Source organism: Streptomyces sp. P13-3-3 (assembly GCF_050571355.1).
GTDB classification, from domain to species: domain Bacteria; phylum Actinomycetota; class Actinomycetes; order Streptomycetales; family Streptomycetaceae; genus Streptomyces; species Streptomyces althioticus.
This window is the reverse complement of sequence record NZ_CP192228.1, coordinates 4614689-4629462: the sequence shown is the minus strand read 5'-3', so window position 1 is coordinate 4629462 and position 14774 is coordinate 4614689. Positions and strand designations below refer to the sequence as shown.

12 protein-coding genes are annotated in these 14774 nt (G+C 72.1%); 1 reads left to right on the top strand and 11 read right to left on the bottom strand.

Translation table 11 applies throughout. The features are described from left to right. Positions 1–154: 154 nt before the first annotated feature. The 4 genes from ACQZOG_RS21280 to ACQZOG_RS21265 all read right to left on the bottom strand — a co-directional run bounded on the left by ACQZOG_RS21280 (position 155) and on the right by ACQZOG_RS21265 (position 4084). Positions 155–706 carry a hypothetical protein gene (locus ACQZOG_RS21280; RefSeq protein ID WP_058917003.1) on the bottom strand — a complete coding sequence of 184 codons (552 nt, stop codon included), beginning with the start codon at positions 704–706 and terminating at the stop codon, positions 155–157. 35 nt (positions 707–741) lie between these two features. Then, the gene (locus ACQZOG_RS21275; protein WP_430741725.1) at positions 742–1311 is read right to left on the bottom strand and encodes a GNAT family N-acetyltransferase; all 570 of its coding nucleotides are present in this window, start codon (positions 1309–1311) and stop codon (positions 742–744) included. Beyond that, on the bottom strand, positions 1289–3535 hold the full coding sequence (locus ACQZOG_RS21270; protein ID WP_230229245.1) for an MMPL family transporter: 2247 nt from the start codon (positions 3533–3535) through the stop codon (positions 1289–1291). Before ACQZOG_RS21270 ends, ACQZOG_RS21275 begins: the two co-directional genes overlap by 23 nt. Before the next feature lie 192 nt (positions 3536–3727). Next, positions 3728–4084, bottom strand: coding sequence for a hypothetical protein (locus tag ACQZOG_RS21265; RefSeq protein WP_033276005.1), 357 nt, complete (start codon positions 4082–4084; stop codon positions 3728–3730). Between the two features lie 188 nt (positions 4085–4272). Between ACQZOG_RS21265 and ACQZOG_RS21260 the strand changes: the two genes are divergently transcribed. Beyond that, positions 4273–5076, top strand: a complete 804-nt coding sequence (locus ACQZOG_RS21260; RefSeq protein ID WP_033276006.1) for an SAM-dependent methyltransferase — start codon at positions 4273–4275, stop codon at positions 5074–5076. Between the two features lie 68 nt (positions 5077–5144). On the opposite strand, the gene gatB is transcribed toward ACQZOG_RS21260, so the two are convergent. The 7 genes from gatB to ACQZOG_RS21225 all read right to left on the bottom strand — a co-directional run bounded on the left by gatB (position 5145) and on the right by ACQZOG_RS21225 (position 14704). Beyond that, entirely contained in the window at positions 5145–6656 is a 1512-nt protein-coding gene (gatB, locus tag ACQZOG_RS21255) for an Asp-tRNA(Asn)/Glu-tRNA(Gln) amidotransferase subunit GatB (RefSeq protein ID WP_193469260.1), read from the bottom strand. A 16-nt stretch (positions 6657–6672) separates the two neighbouring features. After that, positions 6673–6912 (bottom strand): hypothetical protein, encoded by a 240-nt coding sequence (locus ACQZOG_RS21250; protein ID WP_033276008.1) that lies wholly within the window; start codon positions 6910–6912, stop codon positions 6673–6675. Then, the gene (gatA, locus tag ACQZOG_RS21245; RefSeq protein WP_037641728.1) at positions 6909–8405 is read right to left on the bottom strand and encodes an Asp-tRNA(Asn)/Glu-tRNA(Gln) amidotransferase subunit GatA; all 1497 of its coding nucleotides are present in this window, start codon (positions 8403–8405) and stop codon (positions 6909–6911) included. The genes ACQZOG_RS21250 and gatA overlap by 4 nt, the downstream gene beginning before the upstream one ends. A gap of 6 nt (positions 8406–8411) precedes the next feature. Then, a complete protein-coding gene (gene gatC, locus ACQZOG_RS21240) occupies positions 8412–8708 on the bottom strand; it encodes an Asp-tRNA(Asn)/Glu-tRNA(Gln) amidotransferase subunit GatC (RefSeq protein WP_006130840.1) in 297 nt (98 codons plus the stop codon). A gap of 271 nt (positions 8709–8979) precedes the next feature. Next, on the bottom strand, positions 8980–11232 hold the full coding sequence (locus ACQZOG_RS21235; protein ID WP_193456520.1) for a putative bifunctional diguanylate cyclase/phosphodiesterase: 2253 nt from the start codon (positions 11230–11232) through the stop codon (positions 8980–8982). 260 nt (positions 11233–11492) lie between these two features. Further along, positions 11493–13688: an NAD-dependent DNA ligase LigA gene (ligA, locus tag ACQZOG_RS21230; protein WP_033276011.1), complete on the bottom strand. Its 2196-nt coding sequence runs from the start codon at positions 13686–13688 to the stop codon at positions 11493–11495. A gap of 14 nt (positions 13689–13702) precedes the next feature. Next, on the bottom strand, positions 13703–14704 hold the full coding sequence (locus ACQZOG_RS21225; RefSeq protein WP_359520553.1) for a methionine synthase: 1002 nt from the start codon (positions 14702–14704) through the stop codon (positions 13703–13705). Positions 14705–14774: the final 70 nt, after the last annotated feature.

Below are 14774 nucleotides of genomic sequence, written 5' to 3'. Positions count from 1 at the left end.
GGATCCGGTGTCGGTATCGCGTTCTGCGATGCCTCCACCTTCGTCTCCAAGGCGGGCGAGCCGCATCGGGAGAGTTCCATATCTTCGCGGGCCGTGAAGCCTTAGAAGTCGCGTGCCGTGAGGAGCCGACGCCTAAGAGGGTGCTTAGGCCCCCTCAGGAGGCCGAGGGCAGGCCCAGCAGCACGCCCGTGTACGTGAGCACGGCGAGCAGCAGCCCGATGACGCCGAGGCTGACGCCGGCCCAGGCGACCGACTTGATCCACGGAGCCTGCGCGATGCGGCCCGGCGCGCCGAACGCGGGCCGGACCAGGACCACCACACCGGTGATCAGCGCGACGAGGGCGAACAGGCCGCCCCACAGGGCGGTGGCATCCCAGGCGTCGCCGTAGACCTCCTTGATCTGGGTGGCGACGCTCGCGTCGGCAGCGGTGCGCAGCTGTCCCACCAGGGTCTCGCGGGCGGCGGCCACCGTGCCCGGCCAGCCGCCGGTGAGGGAGACCAGGCCGAGCGCCGCGGAGACGACCGCCGCCGCGCCCTGTCCGGTCCCGGAGGGGGCCTCGGCCGGCTCGGCGTGCTCCTCGGCGGCGATGTCCTCCGACCCGGCGGCGGCGTCCTCCGACCGCTCCGCCGTCTGTGCGTCGGGGTCCACCACCGCGGTCGCGGTGGTGGTTCCGGTTACGGTCTCGTCCTCTGTTTTCTCAGCCATGCTCCGCACCGTACGGACGCCGTCTGAGATTCCGCTTAATGCCCTTCGAGCTGTTTGCGAGCAACGCGCCACTCGGGGGCCAGCAGGGACCAGACCTCCAGGTCGTGCCGTACGCCGTGGTGGAGGTGGGCCTCGCGGCGGACGCCGTCGCAGGTCATGCCGAGCCGGCGGGCGACGGCGACGCTGGCGGTGTTGGCGGACGCGGCGACCCATTCGACGCGGTGGACGCCGCGCTCCTCGACGGCCCAGTCGATCAGGACGCGCATGGCGCGGGTGACCAGTCCGCGTCCGGTGGCGGCGGGCTCCAGCCAGCAGCCGACCTCGCAGGTGCCGGCCGCCGCGTCGAAGTTCAGGGTGAGGACCCCGCCGACCAGCGTGCCGTCGAGCCACAGCCCGTGCAGGGAGGCCGTGTCGGCGGCGCGCAGGTCTGCGTACCGCTGGAGCGCCTCCCGCGCGCTGTCCAGGTCGGTGGCGCGGGAGCCGAAGGGGATGTACCGGTTGATGAACTCCCGGCCCCGGTCCAGGTGCGCGAGGAACTCCTCGGCGTGCCAGATCTCCAGGGGGCGCATCTCCGCGCCGTCGTCACCCAGTCGTATCGCGTACATCCCGCTGCCGCTCCTCCTCCGCCAGCACGTCCGCGACCTCGGCGTCCGTGACGGCGGCCAGCCTCTCATGGGCGGCACGGCACTCGGGCGGTTCGATGCTGATCCGGGGCAGGATCCGGTCCAGCCACTTCGGCAGCCACCAGTTGGCGCCGCCGAGGAGGTGCATCAGCGCGGGCACGAGCAGGGTGCGCAGCACGAACGCGTCGAGGGCGACGGCCGCGGCCAGGGCGATGCCGAACATGGCGATCACACGGTCGCCGCTGAGCACGAAGGCGAGGAAGACCGAGATCATGATGACGGCGGCGGAGTTGATCACGCGGCTCGTCTCGGCGAGGCCCACGCGCACGGCCCGCCGGTTGTCACCGGTCTCCAGCCACTCCTCGTACATCCGGCTCACCAGGAAAACCTGGTAGTCCATGGACAGCCCGAACAGCACCGACACCATGATCACGGGCAGGAAGGGCTCGATGGGGCCCGCCCTGCCGAGGCCGAGCAGGTCGCTCCCCCAGCCCCACTGGAAGATCATGACGACCACGCCGAACGCGCCGGCGACGGCGGCCACGTTCATCGCGGCGGCCTTGAGCGGGATGCCGATGGAGCGGAAGGCGAGGAGCAGCAGCAGACAGCCCAGGCCGATCACGACCCCGACGAACAGGGGCAGCTTCTCGACGATGACGGAGGCGAAGTCGTCGTAGCCGGCCGTCACGCCTCCGACGTGCACGTCGAGCGAGGTGCCCGACTCGGCGCGCGGCAGCACGTCCTCGCGCAGCCGGTCCACCAGGTCGCTGGTCTGCTTCGACTGCGGGGACGACTCCGGTACGACGGTGAGGAAGGCGGTGTCGCCGCCCTGGTTGAACGTCACCGGCGACACGGAGGCGACGTTCTCGGTGGTGCGCAGGGTGGAGCCGAGGTTGTCCAGGGCGAGCCGGTCCTGGGCGTCGTCGACCTCGGTGACGAGGGTGAGCGGTCCGTTCACGCCCGGCCCGAAGCCGTCGGCGATCAGGTCGTAGGCCTGGCGGGTGGTGGAGGTCTTGGGGTCGTTGCCCTGGTCGGAGGTGCCCAGGTGGAGCGAGAAGGTGGGCAGCGCGAGGACGGCCATCACGACGACGGCGACCGCGCCGAGCAGCTTGGGGTGGCGCTCCACGAACGCCGACCAGCGGGCGGCGAACCCGGTGGGCATCTCCGGTTCCGGCCCGTGCTCGGCGAGCCGGCGCCGCTCCCTGCGGCTGAGGGCGCGGGTGCCGATCAGCGACAGCAGGGCGGGCAGCAGAGTGACGGAGGCGGCGACGGTGAGCACCACGGTGAGCGAGGCGGCCACGGCGACGCCGTTGAGGAAGTTCAGGCGCAGGATCAGCATGCCCAGCAGGGCTATGCAGACGGTCGCACCCGCGAACACGACGGCCCGGCCGGTGGTGGCGACCGCGTTGGTGGCGGCCTCGGTGACGCTCAGGCCGCGTTTCAGCCCGCGCCGGTGCCGGGTCACGATGAACAGCGCGTAGTCGATGCCCACGCCCAGCCCGATGAGCAGGCCGAGCATCGGCGCGAAGTCCGCGACGGTCATCACGTGGCCGAGCAGCACGATGCCCGCGTAGGCGGTGCCCACGCTCACCAGCGCGGTGGCGATGGGCAGCAGGGAGGCGGCGAGGGAGCCGAAGGCGAGGAACAGCACGACGGCGGCGACGGCCACGCCGACGATCTCGGCGGTGTGCCCGCCGGACGGCTCGCTCAGCTCGACGGCGCTGCCGCCCAGCTCGACGTCCAGCCCGTCGGTCTCGGCGGCCTTCGCCGTCTCGACCACGGCCTCGGCCTCACCGCTGGTGATGTCCTTGCCGGAGTGCTCGAAGGTCACGGTGGCGTAGGCGGTACGGCCGTCGGCGCTGATACGGCCGGCGCCCCCGTCGTCGTACGGGCCGCTCACGGAGGCGACGCCGGGCAGCTCCTCGAGCCGGTCGAGGGTGCGCGTCATGGTCTGCTCGACGCCGCTGTCCCGGACGGTGCCGGAGGACGTGTGCCAGACCACGCTGTCGCTGTCGCCCCCCAGCGAGGGGAAGCCTTCCTTCAGCAGCTCGGTGGCCCGCCCCGACTCGGTGCCGGGCACCTTGTAGTCGTTGGAGTAGGCGGAGCCGGCGACGAAGGCGCCCGCGGCGATGCCGACCAGGGCGAGCAGCCACAGCAGAACGGTGAAGAGACGGCGCTGAACGCACCAACGTGCTAGGGCTGCCACAGGCGTGCTCCCGGTATGGCTCGGGGTGGATCTTTGAGCGGACACCGGCGGCGGACGGCCGAACGGCCCGCAAAGAACGCATGAGCAATGCCCTGCCACTGTTGCAGGCGAAAATGATCGTTTGTCACCTTCGTTGACTAAGTCACATTTATTCTTCCGGGCCGGTCACAGGCGGTTCGCGGACCGTTCGTCTCAGTCGAACTGGTCGCCCAGCGCCATGATCATGACGCCCGCGACGGCGGCCCACAGCGCCCTGCGGGTGCGGCCGCGCCCACCCAGCACCGCCGCGAGGGCGCAGACGGACGCCCCGCAGGCGTAGGCGGCGGGGACGAGGACCGGGGCGGTTCCGGAGACACGGAGCACGGCGGCGGCCGTTCCGGCGAGGGCGAGCACGACGCCGGTGCCGACGGCGGCCCAGCGGGCGCGGCGGGCGTCGACGTCGGGGGAGTCGTCGTCGTGGAGGGCCTCGTCGTCGGCCTCGGGGGGTTCGGGGAGGTCCTCTGCGGCCCGAGTGTCCGGGGGCAGGTCGGAATCAGGACGTCCACTCATGGCGCCGGAGCGTAGCGCCTCACCTCAGGAAACGTGGATGCGGGTCCGCCCGGACGGCTGCTAGCGTCCGACGGTCCGACACCCCCGCGGCAGTCCGCCGCCGGCCGAAGCAGGTGCTTTGATGCTTGTCCGTCCGACCTCCGACGCGCCACCTTCCCTCTTCACGGCCTCAAGGAGCCCGTTCACCGATGTCGGACATCACACCGAACACCTCGCACGACGACCTCGCTAGCCGCCTGAGCCTGCCCCGCTATCCGCGCAGCAGCGCCTACGACGCGCGGTGGGCCATCGACAACCAGATGGGCCCGCACGCGCTGTGGCTGCTGGAGTGGCTGGCCCCCGCCCTCGGCCTGGACACCCTGCGCCCCGGCGCGCGGGTGCTCGACCTGGGCTGCGGCCGCGCCATGACCTCGGTCTTCCTGGCCCGGGAGTACGACGTCCAGGTCACCGCCGCCGATCTGTGGATCAAGCCGGACGAGAACGCCGTCCGGATCGCCGAGGCGGGCGTCGCCGACCGCGTCCAGCCCGTCCTCGCGGAGGCGCACGACCTGCCCTTCGGGGCGGAGACCTTCGACGCCGTCGTCTCCGTCGACGCCTACCAGTACTTCGGCACCGACGACCTGTACCTGCCGACGCTGACCCGGCTGCTGAAGCCGGGCGGGCGGATCGGGGTCGTCGTCCCGTCCCTGTCCGAGGAGATCGAGGGCAGTGAGCCGCCGGAGCATCTGCGGCCCTTCTGGGAGCCCGCGTTCTGGTGCTTCCACAGCCCCGCCTGGTGGCGCCGCCACTGGACCCGCAGCGGGGCGGTGGACGTCCTGGCGGCCGACTGGCTGGAGGACGGCTGGCGGGAGTGGCTGCTGTGGAGCGAGACCGTCGCCGAGCACCACCCCGACGAGTTCCATGTACGGATGAGCCGGGAGAACGCGCGGCTGGTGCGCGCCGACCAGGGCCGCACGCTGGGCTTCACCCGCGTGGTGGGCCGTCGCCGCTGACCCGCCCGCGACACGGGAAGGGGGGCGCACCCGTCAGGTGCGCCCCCCTTCCCGCGTGCCATTCGGGCTCAGCCCTCGACGCCCAGCTTCTGAAGGATCAGCTCCTTCACCCGGGCCGCGTCCGCCTGACCGCGCGTGGCCTTCATGACCGCGCCGACCAGCGCACCGGCCGCGGCGACCTTGCCGCCGCGGATCTTGTCCGCGACGCCCGGGTTGCCGGCGATCGCCTCGTCGACGGCGGCGGTGAGCGCGCCCTCGTCGGAGACGACCTTCAGGCCGCGCTTCTCCACGACCTCGTCCGGCGTGCCCTCACCGGCGAGGACACCCTCGATGACCTGGCGGGCCAGCTTGTCGTTCAGCTCGCCCTTGGCCACCAGCTCGGTGACCCGGGCCACCTGCGCCGGGGTGATCGCCAGCTCGTCCAGCGGCTTCTGCGACTCGTTGGCGCTGCGGGCCAGCTCGCCCATCCACCACTTGCGGGCGGAGGCCGCGTCGGCACCCGCGTCGATGGTCGCGACGATCAGGTCCAGCGCCCCGGCGTTCAGGATGGCCTGCATGTCGGTGCCGGAGACGCCCCATTCCTCGCGGAGCCGGTTGCGGCGCACCAGCGGCAGCTCGGGCAGGCCCGCGCGCAGCTCCTCGACCCACTCGCGGGACGGTGCCACGGGCACCAGGTCCGGCTCGGGGAAGTACCGGTAGTCCTCGGCCTCCTCCTTCACACGGCCCGACGTCGTCGACCCCGTGTCCTCGTGGAAGTGCCGGGTCTCCTGGACGATCGTGCCGCCGGACGACAGCACGGCCGCGTGCCGCTGGATCTCGAAGCGGGCGGCACGCTCGACGGAACGCAGCGAGTTGACGTTCTTCGTCTCCGAGCGCGTACCGAACTTCTCGGTGCCGTGCGGGCGCAGCGACAGGTTCACGTCGCAGCGCATCTGGCCCATCTCCATGCGGGCCTCGGACACGCCGAGCGCCCGGATGAGCTCGCGCAGCTCACGGACATAGGCCCGGGCCACCTCGGGGGCGCGCTCGCCCGCTCCCTCGATCGGCTTGGTGACGATCTCGATGAGCGGGATGCCGGCGCGGTTGTAGTCGAGGAGGGAGTGCGAGGCGCCGTGGATACGGCCGGTGGCGCCGCCGACGTGCAGCGACTTGCCGGTGTCCTCCTCCATGTGGGCGCGCTCGATCTCCACGCGGAAGGTCTCGCCGTCCTCCAGCTGCACGTCGAGGTAGCCGTTGAAGGCGATCGGCTCGTCGTACTGGGAGGTCTGGAAGTTCTTCGGCATGTCCGGATAGAAGTAGTTCTTCCGGGCGAAGCGGCACCACTCGGCGATCTCGCAGTTCAGCGCGAGGCCGATCTTGATCGCGGACTCGACGCCGGTCGCGTTGACGACCGGGAGCGCGCCGGGCAGGCCGAGGCAGACCGGGCAGGTCTGGGTGTTCGGGGCGGCGCCGAGCGCGGTCGAGCAACCGCAGAACATCTTGGTGGCGGTGCCGAGTTCGACATGGACCTCGAGGCCCATGACGGGGTCGTACGACGCGAGCGCGTCCTCGTACGACACCAGGTCGGTCGTGGTGGTCACGGTGAAAACTTCCCTCTCAGCCCAGCAGGACGTCGTCGTCGCCCAGCCGCTTCAGCTCGCGGTAGAGGATGGCGAGGCCGGTGACGATGGCGGCGGCGGACACGGTGGCGTCGATCAGGACCAGGGTGTCCTTCTCGGCGCGCGCCGTCTTCAGCCGCTTGGCGACGCCGAACGCGCCGAACGCGGTGGCGGCCATGGACAGGTACGTACCGGACCGGGACTTCTTGAATCCCTTGGCCTTGGTCAGTGCACTCACAGCGACGGAGCCTCCTCGAGCAGCGGGTGGCCCCACTTTTCCACGAAGGCGGCCTCGACGGCGGCACCCACCTTGTAGAGGCGGTCGTCCTTCATGACCGGGGCGATGATCTGCAGGCCGACCGGCAGGTTGTCCTCCGGCGCGAGGCCGCAGGGCAGCGACATGGCGGCGTTGCCCGCCAGGTTGGTCGGGATGGTGCACAGGTCCGCGAGGTACATCGCCATCGGGTCGTCGGCGCGCTCGCCGATCGGGAAGGCGGTGGTCGGGGTCGTCGGGGAGACGATCACGTCGACCTGCTCGAAGGCCTGGTCGAAGTCCCGCTTGATGAGCGTGCGGACCTTCTGGGCGCTGCCGTAGTACGCGTCGTAGTAGCCGGAGCTGAGCGCGTACGTGCCGAGCATGATGCGGCGCTTGACCTCGTCGCCGAAGCCGGCCTCGCGGGTCAGCGAGGTGACCTCCTCGGCGGAGTGCGTGCCGTCGTCGCCGACGCGCGCGCCGTAGCGCAGGCCGTCGAAGCGGGCGAGGTTGGAGGAGCACTCGGACGGCGCGATCAGGTAGTACGCGGAGAGCGCCAGGTCGAAGGACGGGCAGTCCAGCTCGACGATCTCGGCGCCGAGCTCCTTGAGCATCTGCACCGACTCGTCGAACCGCTGGACGACGCCGGCCTGGTAGCCCTCGCCGCGGAACTGCTTGACGACGCCGACGCGCATGCCCTGGACGCTGCCGTTGCGGGCGGCCTCCACGACCGGCGGGACCGGCTCGTCGATGGAGGTGGAGTCCATCGGGTCGTGTCCGGCGATCACCTCGTGCAGCAGGGCCGCGTCCAGGACCGTGCGGGCGCAGGGGCCGCCCTGGTCGAGGGAGGAGGAGAACGCCACCATGCCGTACCGGGACACCGCGCCGTACGTCGGCTTCACGCCGACCGTGCCGGTGACGGCGGCCGGCTGGCGGATCGAGCCGCCGGTGTCGGTGCCGATGGCGAGCGGCGCCATGTGCGCGGCGAGCGCGGCGGAGGAGCCGCCGCCGGAGCCGCCGGGGATGCGGGTGAGGTCCCACGGGTTGCCGGTCGGGCCGTAGGCGCTGTTCTCGGTGGAGGACCCCATGGCGAACTCATCCATGTTGGTCTTGCCGAGGATGACGACGTCGGCGTCCTTGAGGCGCTTGGTGAGCGTCGCGTCGTACGGCGGGATCCAGCCCTCGAGGATCTTGGAGCCGACGGTGGTCGGGATGCCCTCGGTGGTGAAGATGTCCTTCAGCGCGAGGGGCACACCGGCCAGCGGGCCGAGCTGCTCGCCGCGCTCGCGCTTGGCGTCGACGGCGCGGGCCTGCGCGAGGGCGCCCTCACGGTCGACGTGCAGGAAGGCGTGCACCTTCTCGTCGACGGCCTCGATGCGGGCCAGGTGGGCCTCGGTGACCTCGACCGCGGTGAGTTCGCCGGAGGCGATCTTCGCGGCGGTCTCGGCCGCGGTGAGCTTGATGATGTGATCGCTCATGGCGGTTTACTCCTCCCCCAGGATCTGCGGCACCTTGAAACGCTGCTGCTCCTGGGCCGGGGCGCCGGAGAGCGCCTGCTCGGGGGTGAGCGAGGGACGGACCTCGTCGGCCCGCATGACGTTCGTCAGCGGGAGCGGGTGCGAGGTCGGCGGTACGTCTTGGTCGGCGACCTCGCTGACGCGGGCGACCGCGCCGATGATGTCGTCGAGCTGGCCCGCGAAGTGGTCGAGCTCTTCGGGCTTCAGCTCCAGACGCGCCAGCCGGGCGAGGTGGGCGACCTCCTCGCGCGTGATGCCAGGCATGCAGCGATCCTCTGGGGTGAGTGTGTGTGGTTTGGGACCAATCCTATGGGGCGGGCACCCATGCCCGTGAAACCCGTCGCCCCATAAGGGGCGCGGGGAACTGCGCGACCGGCCACGGCGGACCCGCGGCCGCACGACGACCTCCCCGCGAAGCGACCGCACCCTCGCCAGGCAACGCAACGCGGACTCCCGGGCCCCGCAAGGGGCGCGGGGAACTGCGCGACCAGCCACAGCGGACCCGCACCCGGCGTACGGCGGTGTCGGGCGGAGGTCAGTCCTCCGCCGTACCCGTGGCCGCCGGCAAGGCGGCCGCCGGCCGCTGCCACCCCCGCGACCCCCGCGCCAGCAGCCACGCCGTGGTCTCGTCCGGCGGCATCGCGGCCGCGACCAGCCATCCCTGGACCGCGTCGCACCGCAGGTCCCGCAGCCGTTCCCACGTCTCGTCGTCCTCGACGCCCTCGGCGACGACGAGCAGGCCCAGCGAGTGGGCCAGGTCGATCGTGCAGCGCACGATCTCCGCGTCCTCCGTGTCGACCGCCAGCCGGGCCACGAACGAGCGGTCGATCTTCAGCTCGCTCACCGGCAGCCGCCGCAGGTGCACCAGGGAGGAGTAGCCCGTGCCGAAGTCGTCGAGGGACATCTTCACGCCGTGGCCGGTCAGCGCGTTGAGGGTGTCGGCGGCCCGCGTGGGGTCCTCCAGCAGCACGTGCTCGGTGATCTCCAGCTGGAGCGCTCCCGCGGGCACCCCGTGCCGGGCCAGGCGGGCGGCGACGGAGCCGGCGAAGCCGGGGCTGTGCACGTCCCGCGGCGAGACGTTGACGGCGACCGGCACGAACAGCCCCTGGGAACGCCACGCGGCGACCTGCCCGAGCGCCGTCTCCAGCACGTACTCGGTGAGCTGGGGCATCAGTCCCGACGACTCGGCTATCGCTATGAACTCGTCCGGGGGGACCCGCCCGCGCTCCGGGTGCACCCACCGCACCAGCGCCTCGAGGCCGGAGACCTGGCCGTCGAAGCGGACCTTGGGCTGGTAGTGCAGCTCCACCTCGTGCGCGTCGAGGGCGCGGCGCAGATCACCCAGCAGCCCGAGCCGGTCGGGGGTGTTGGAGTCCCGTTTGGACTCGTACGCCTCGACGCCCGTGCGGTCCCGCTTGGCCTGGTACATCGCCACGTCCGCGCGGCGCAGCAGTCCCTCGGCGTCGGACGCGTGGTCCGGGAAGACGGCGACTCCCGCACTCGCCTCCAGGACGAGGGTGAGCCCGTCGAGGTCGAGCGGGGAGCTGAGGGCCGCGACGAGTCCGCGGGCGGCGCGGGTCGCGGACGTCGTGGAGTCCGCGGCGGGCAGTAACACCGCGAACTCGTCGCCGCCGAGCCGCGCGGCCTCCGCCCCGCGCGGCAGGGCCGCTCTCAGCCGGTCGGCGATCTGCAGCAGCAGCCGGTCGCCCGCGAGATGGCCGAGGGTGTCGTTGACCGACCGGAAGCGGTCGAGGTCGATGAGCATGAGCGCGGCGCGGGAGCCTGCCCGCTCGGCGTCGTCCAGCGCGGTCCAGATGCGCTCCTGGAGCCACTGCCGGTTGGGCAGTCCGGTCAGCGGGTCGCGCAGCTGCTCCTCGGCCCGCGCGCGGGCTATCCACAGGGTGGAGTCGAGGGCGATCAGCGGGATGGCGAACAGCGGCAGCAGCACGGGCTTGGCATCGGCGACCACGCACACCAACGGGGCGATGCCGAGCAGGGCGACCGCGACGAGCCCCTGGCGGACCAGGGCGGTGCGGGCGACGGTGGGCAGGCCCGAGCGGGGGGTGTGCAGGTACCACAACAGGGTGCGGGTGACCGCGAGATAGGCGGCGGCGACGAGCACCACCCCGGGACCGGTGTAGAGGGTCCAGGTGTCGGGGGTGGACGGCGACTCGACGGACGGCACTGTGCCGAACGCGGCCAGGACGAGCGCTCCGGCGCCGATGCCGAGCAGGTCGACCGCGCCGTGCAGCACGCCCTGCCGCCAGCGGCCCCGGCGGGCTATGCCGACCAGGACGACGACGGTGAGGCTGACCATGCCGGCCGGGACCCAGCCGTAGAGCAGCAGCACGGCGAGGGTGAGGGCCGCGCCGGAGCCGGTGCCGCCCCACCAGCGGGAGCGGCCCAGCATCACCAGGTGGCCGACGACGATGCCGGTGAGCACGGCCAGCGACCAGCCGACCGTGCCGGACGGGAAGAGGGCGTGGCCGCCGGTGAAGGCGCGCAGGAAGCCCGCGCCGAGGACGAAGCCGGCGGCCGCGACGACCGCGGTGGGCAACGCGGGCCAGGACGGGTGCCGTTCGGTCTCCGTCGCGGTCTCCCCGATGCCGTGCCCGCCGGCCGGGCGTGCCGCGCCGGCGTCGCGCGCGTCCGCGGCGCGTGCCCCGGTGCGCCCCCGCGCGTCCGGTCGCTCCGCGGGCCGCCCGTCCTCACGGCCGCGCCGCCGGACGACCGCAAGGCGGCGCAGGCGCAGCCGTGAGCCCGGGGCGGCGCTCTCGGTCGGTTCCATTCCCGTCCCTCTCACAGCCGGCGGTGCCCACGCCACGCGGCCCGATGCCCGACATCCCTCAGCGGCTCCGCCGTGGAAAGCCCTTCCCCGGACCCGTCACGGGTACGGGGGTTGCCCCGACCGCAACTGGGCACGGCAGGCGCACATCTCAACAGTAGGCCGCGGAAGGCTTGTACGGGCACCGGTCGCCGACGGTTGCCCGAATGCGCCCCAGCCACCCGTATGCATCTGGTATGCGCCGATCGGGGGGCCTTCAACCGCTACTCCTCGGCCGAAAGGGCGGCGTCGGCCGCGGCGTCGGGTCCCTCCTCCAACAGCACCTGGAAACCGTCCTCGTTCAGAACCGGCACCTTCAACTGCACCGCTTTGTCATACTTCGACCCTGGGTTGTCGCCCACGACGACGAACGACGTCTTCTTGGACACCGATCCGGTCACCTTGGCGCCCCGGTTCTGCAGGGCCTCTTTCGCGCCATCCCGGGTGAAGTTCTCCAGGGTTCCGGTCACCACGACCGTGAGTCCTTCGAGCGGACGGGGGCCCTCGTCCTCGCCGGAGCGCTCGTCCTCCATGCGGACCCCGGCCGCCTTCCACTTGCGGATGATCTCCCGGTGCCAGTCCGCGGCGAACCACTCCTTGAGGGAGGCGGCGATGGTCGGGCCGACGCCCTCGGTGGCCGACAGCTCCTCCTCGGAGGCCTGCTCGATGCGGTCGATCGAGCGGAACTCCCGGGCCAGCGCCTCCGCCGCGACGGGGCCGACATGACGGATCGACAGGGCGGTGAGCACCCGGGCCAGCGGGCGCTCCTTCGCCGCGGCGATGTTCTCCAGCATCGCCAGGGCGTTCTTCTTCGGCTCGCCCTGCTGGTTGGCGAAGACGGTGACGACCTTCTCCTCGCCGGTCTTCGGGTCCCGCTTGGGCAGTCCGCTGTCCTGGTCGAGGACGTACGCCTTGATGGGCAGCAGCTGCTCGACGGTGAGGTCGAACAGGTCGCCCTCGTCCTTCAGCGGCGGCTCCTCCGGCTCCAGCGGGCCGGTGAGGGCCGCGGCGGCGACGTACCCGAAGTGCTCGATGTCCAGCGCCTTACGGCCGGCCAGGTAGAACAGCCGCTCACGCAACTGGGCGGGGCATGCCCTGGCGTTGGGGCAGCGCAGGTCGACGTCGCCCTCCTTCATCGGCCTGAGCGGGGTGCCGCACTCGGGGCACTCGGACGGCATCACGAACTCCCGCTCGCTGCCGTCCCGCAGGTCGGCCACCGGGCCGAGGATCTCCGGGATGACGTCGCCGGCCTTGCGCAGCACCACCGTGTCGCCGATGAGGACGCCCTTGGCCTTCACCACGTCCTGGTTGTGCAGCGTGGCGAACTCGACCTCCGAGCCGGCCACCGTCACCGGCTCGACCTGCGCGTACGGCGTGACGCGGCCGGTGCGGCCGACGCCCACGCGGATGTTCACCAGCTTGGTGTTGACCTCCTCGGGCGCGTACTTGTACGCGATGGCCCAGCGCGGGGCGCGGGAGGTGGTGCCGAGGCGGCCCTGGAGGGGGATCTCGTCGAGCTTGACGACGACGCCGTCGATCTCGTGGGCCACGGAGTGGCGGTTCTCGCCGTAGTAGGCGATGAATTCCCGCACGCCCTCCAGGCCGTCGACCACCTTGTTGTGCGGGGAGGTCGGCAGCCCCCACTCCTTCAGCAGGTCGTAGCCCTGGGAGAGGCGGGTCAGGCCCTTGTAGCCCTCGAGCACGCCGATGCCGTGCACCACCATGTGCAGCGGGCGGGTGGCGGTGACCCGCGGGTCCTTCTGGCGCAGGGAACCGGCCGCCGCGTTGCGCGGGTTGGCGAACGGCTTGTCGCCGGCCTCCACCAGCCGGGCGTTGAGCTCCTGGAACTTCTCCATCGGGAAGTAGACCTCGCCGCGGATCTCCACGACGTCGGGCACCTTGTCGCCCTTGAGGCGGTCCGGGATCTCGGCGATGGTGCGGACGTTGGGTGTGATGTCCTCGCCCGTGCGGCCGTCGCCGCGGGTCGCCGCGCGGACCAGCCGGCCGTGCTCGTAGGTGAGGTTGACCGCCAGGCCGTCGACCTTCAGCTCGCACAGGAAGTGGAAGGCCTGGTCGCCCAGTTCCCGGTGGATGCGGTCGGCCCAGGCGGCGAGGTCCTCGTCGTTGAAGGTGTTGTCCAGGGACAGCATCCGGGACCGGTGCTGGACGGAGGTGAACTCCGTCTCGTAGGCCCCGGCGACCTTCTGGGTCGGCGACTCCGGCGTGCGCAGCTCCGGGTGGCGCTCCTCCAGCTCCTCGAGCTCCCGCAGCAGGCGGTCGAACTCCGCGTCGCTGATGACGGGCGCGTCGTTCACGTAGTACCGGAAGCGGTGCTCCTCGATCTGCTCGGCGAGCGTGGCGTGCTGCTCCCGCGCTTGTGCGGGCACGCTCGTCGTCTCCGCTTGCTTGTCGCCGGCCACCGTGTGTCCTCCCGTTACTCAGGGTTGTCCGCGAGGGATCTCGCCGCCCGGACGCAGTGGGCGTAGGCCGAGCGCGCGTACCCGGGGGAGGCCCCCGCGAGTCCGCACGCCGGGGTGACCGTGACCGCCTCCGGGAGAAGTCCCGGCCGCAGCCCCAGCCTGCGCCAGAGCGTCCTGACACCCATGACGCTACCGGCAGGGTCCGACAATGGACCGTCCGTGCCGGGGACGACACCGGCGAACAGGCGGGTGCCGCCCTCGACCGCCCCGCCGATCGCCTCGTCGTCACGCTCGGTGAGGAGGGAGAAATCGAACGAGATGCCCGCCACGCCCGCCCGGCGCAGCAGGGCGAACGGGACGTCCGGGGCACAGGAGTGGACCACGACCGGGCCGCCCTCGTGCACGCCGACCACGTCGCGCAGGGTGGCCTCGACGATCTGCCGGTCGACCGCGCGGTGGGTGCGGTAGCCGCTGGCCGTCCGGACCTGACCACGCAGGACGGCGGTGAGGGACGGTTCGTCGAGCTGGAGGACGAGCCGCGCGCCGGGGACGCGGCGGCGCACCTCCTCGAGGTGCAGGCGCAGCCCCTCGGCGAGGGAGGCGGCGAGGTCCCGGCAGGCGCCGGGGTCGGAGAGGGCGGCCTCTCCGTTCCTCAGCTCCAGGGCCGCGGCGAGGGTCCAGGGGCCCACCGCCTGGACCTTGAGGAAGCCTTCGTAGCCCTGCGTGAACTCCTCCAGCGCGTCCAGGTCCTCGCCGAGCCAGGAGCGGGCGCGGCGGGTGTCCCGGCCCGGACGGTCGCCGATCCGCCAGCCGCTGGGCTCCACGCGCGCGTAGAGCTCGACGAGCAGGCCGGCGGTGCGGCCGATCATGTCGGCGCCGGGGCCGCGGGCGGGGAGTTCGGGGAGGTGGGGGAAGTCCTCGAAGCTGCCTGTGGCCGCCTTGGCGGCCTCTCTCGCGTCCGTGCCGGGGAGGGAGCCGATGCCGGTGGCGGGTGGGAGGTGAGGGGTGTCGTTCACAACGGGAAGCGTACGCAGTGCGGGGCGGGGGGTTTTCGCCCCCGCCCCGCACTGCGTACGCTTCCCGTCC

What these genes read in the sequence shown, in the direction of transcription:
- ACQZOG_RS21280 (WP_058917003.1), bottom strand. Translation starts at nt 706, where the DNA reads ATGGCTGAGAAAACAGAGGACGAGACCGTAACCGGAACCACCACCGCG.
- ACQZOG_RS21275 (WP_430741725.1), bottom strand. Translation starts at nt 1,311, where the DNA reads ATGTACGCGATACGACTGGGTGACGACGGCGCGGAGATGCGCCCCCTG.
- ACQZOG_RS21265 (WP_033276005.1), bottom strand. Translation starts at nt 4,084, where the DNA reads ATGAGTGGACGTCCTGATTCCGACCTGCCCCCGGACACTCGGGCCGCA.
- ACQZOG_RS21260 (WP_033276006.1), top strand. Translation starts at nt 4,273, where the DNA reads ATGTCGGACATCACACCGAACACCTCGCACGACGACCTCGCTAGCCGC.
- gatA (WP_037641728.1), bottom strand. Translation starts at nt 8,405, where the DNA reads ATGAGCGATCACATCATCAAGCTCACCGCGGCCGAGACCGCCGCGAAG.
- gatC (WP_006130840.1), bottom strand. Translation starts at nt 8,708, where the DNA reads ATGCCTGGCATCACGCGCGAGGAGGTCGCCCACCTCGCCCGGCTGGCG.
- ACQZOG_RS21235 (WP_193456520.1), bottom strand. Translation starts at nt 11,232, where the DNA reads ATGGAACCGACCGAGAGCGCCGCCCCGGGCTCACGGCTGCGCCTGCGC.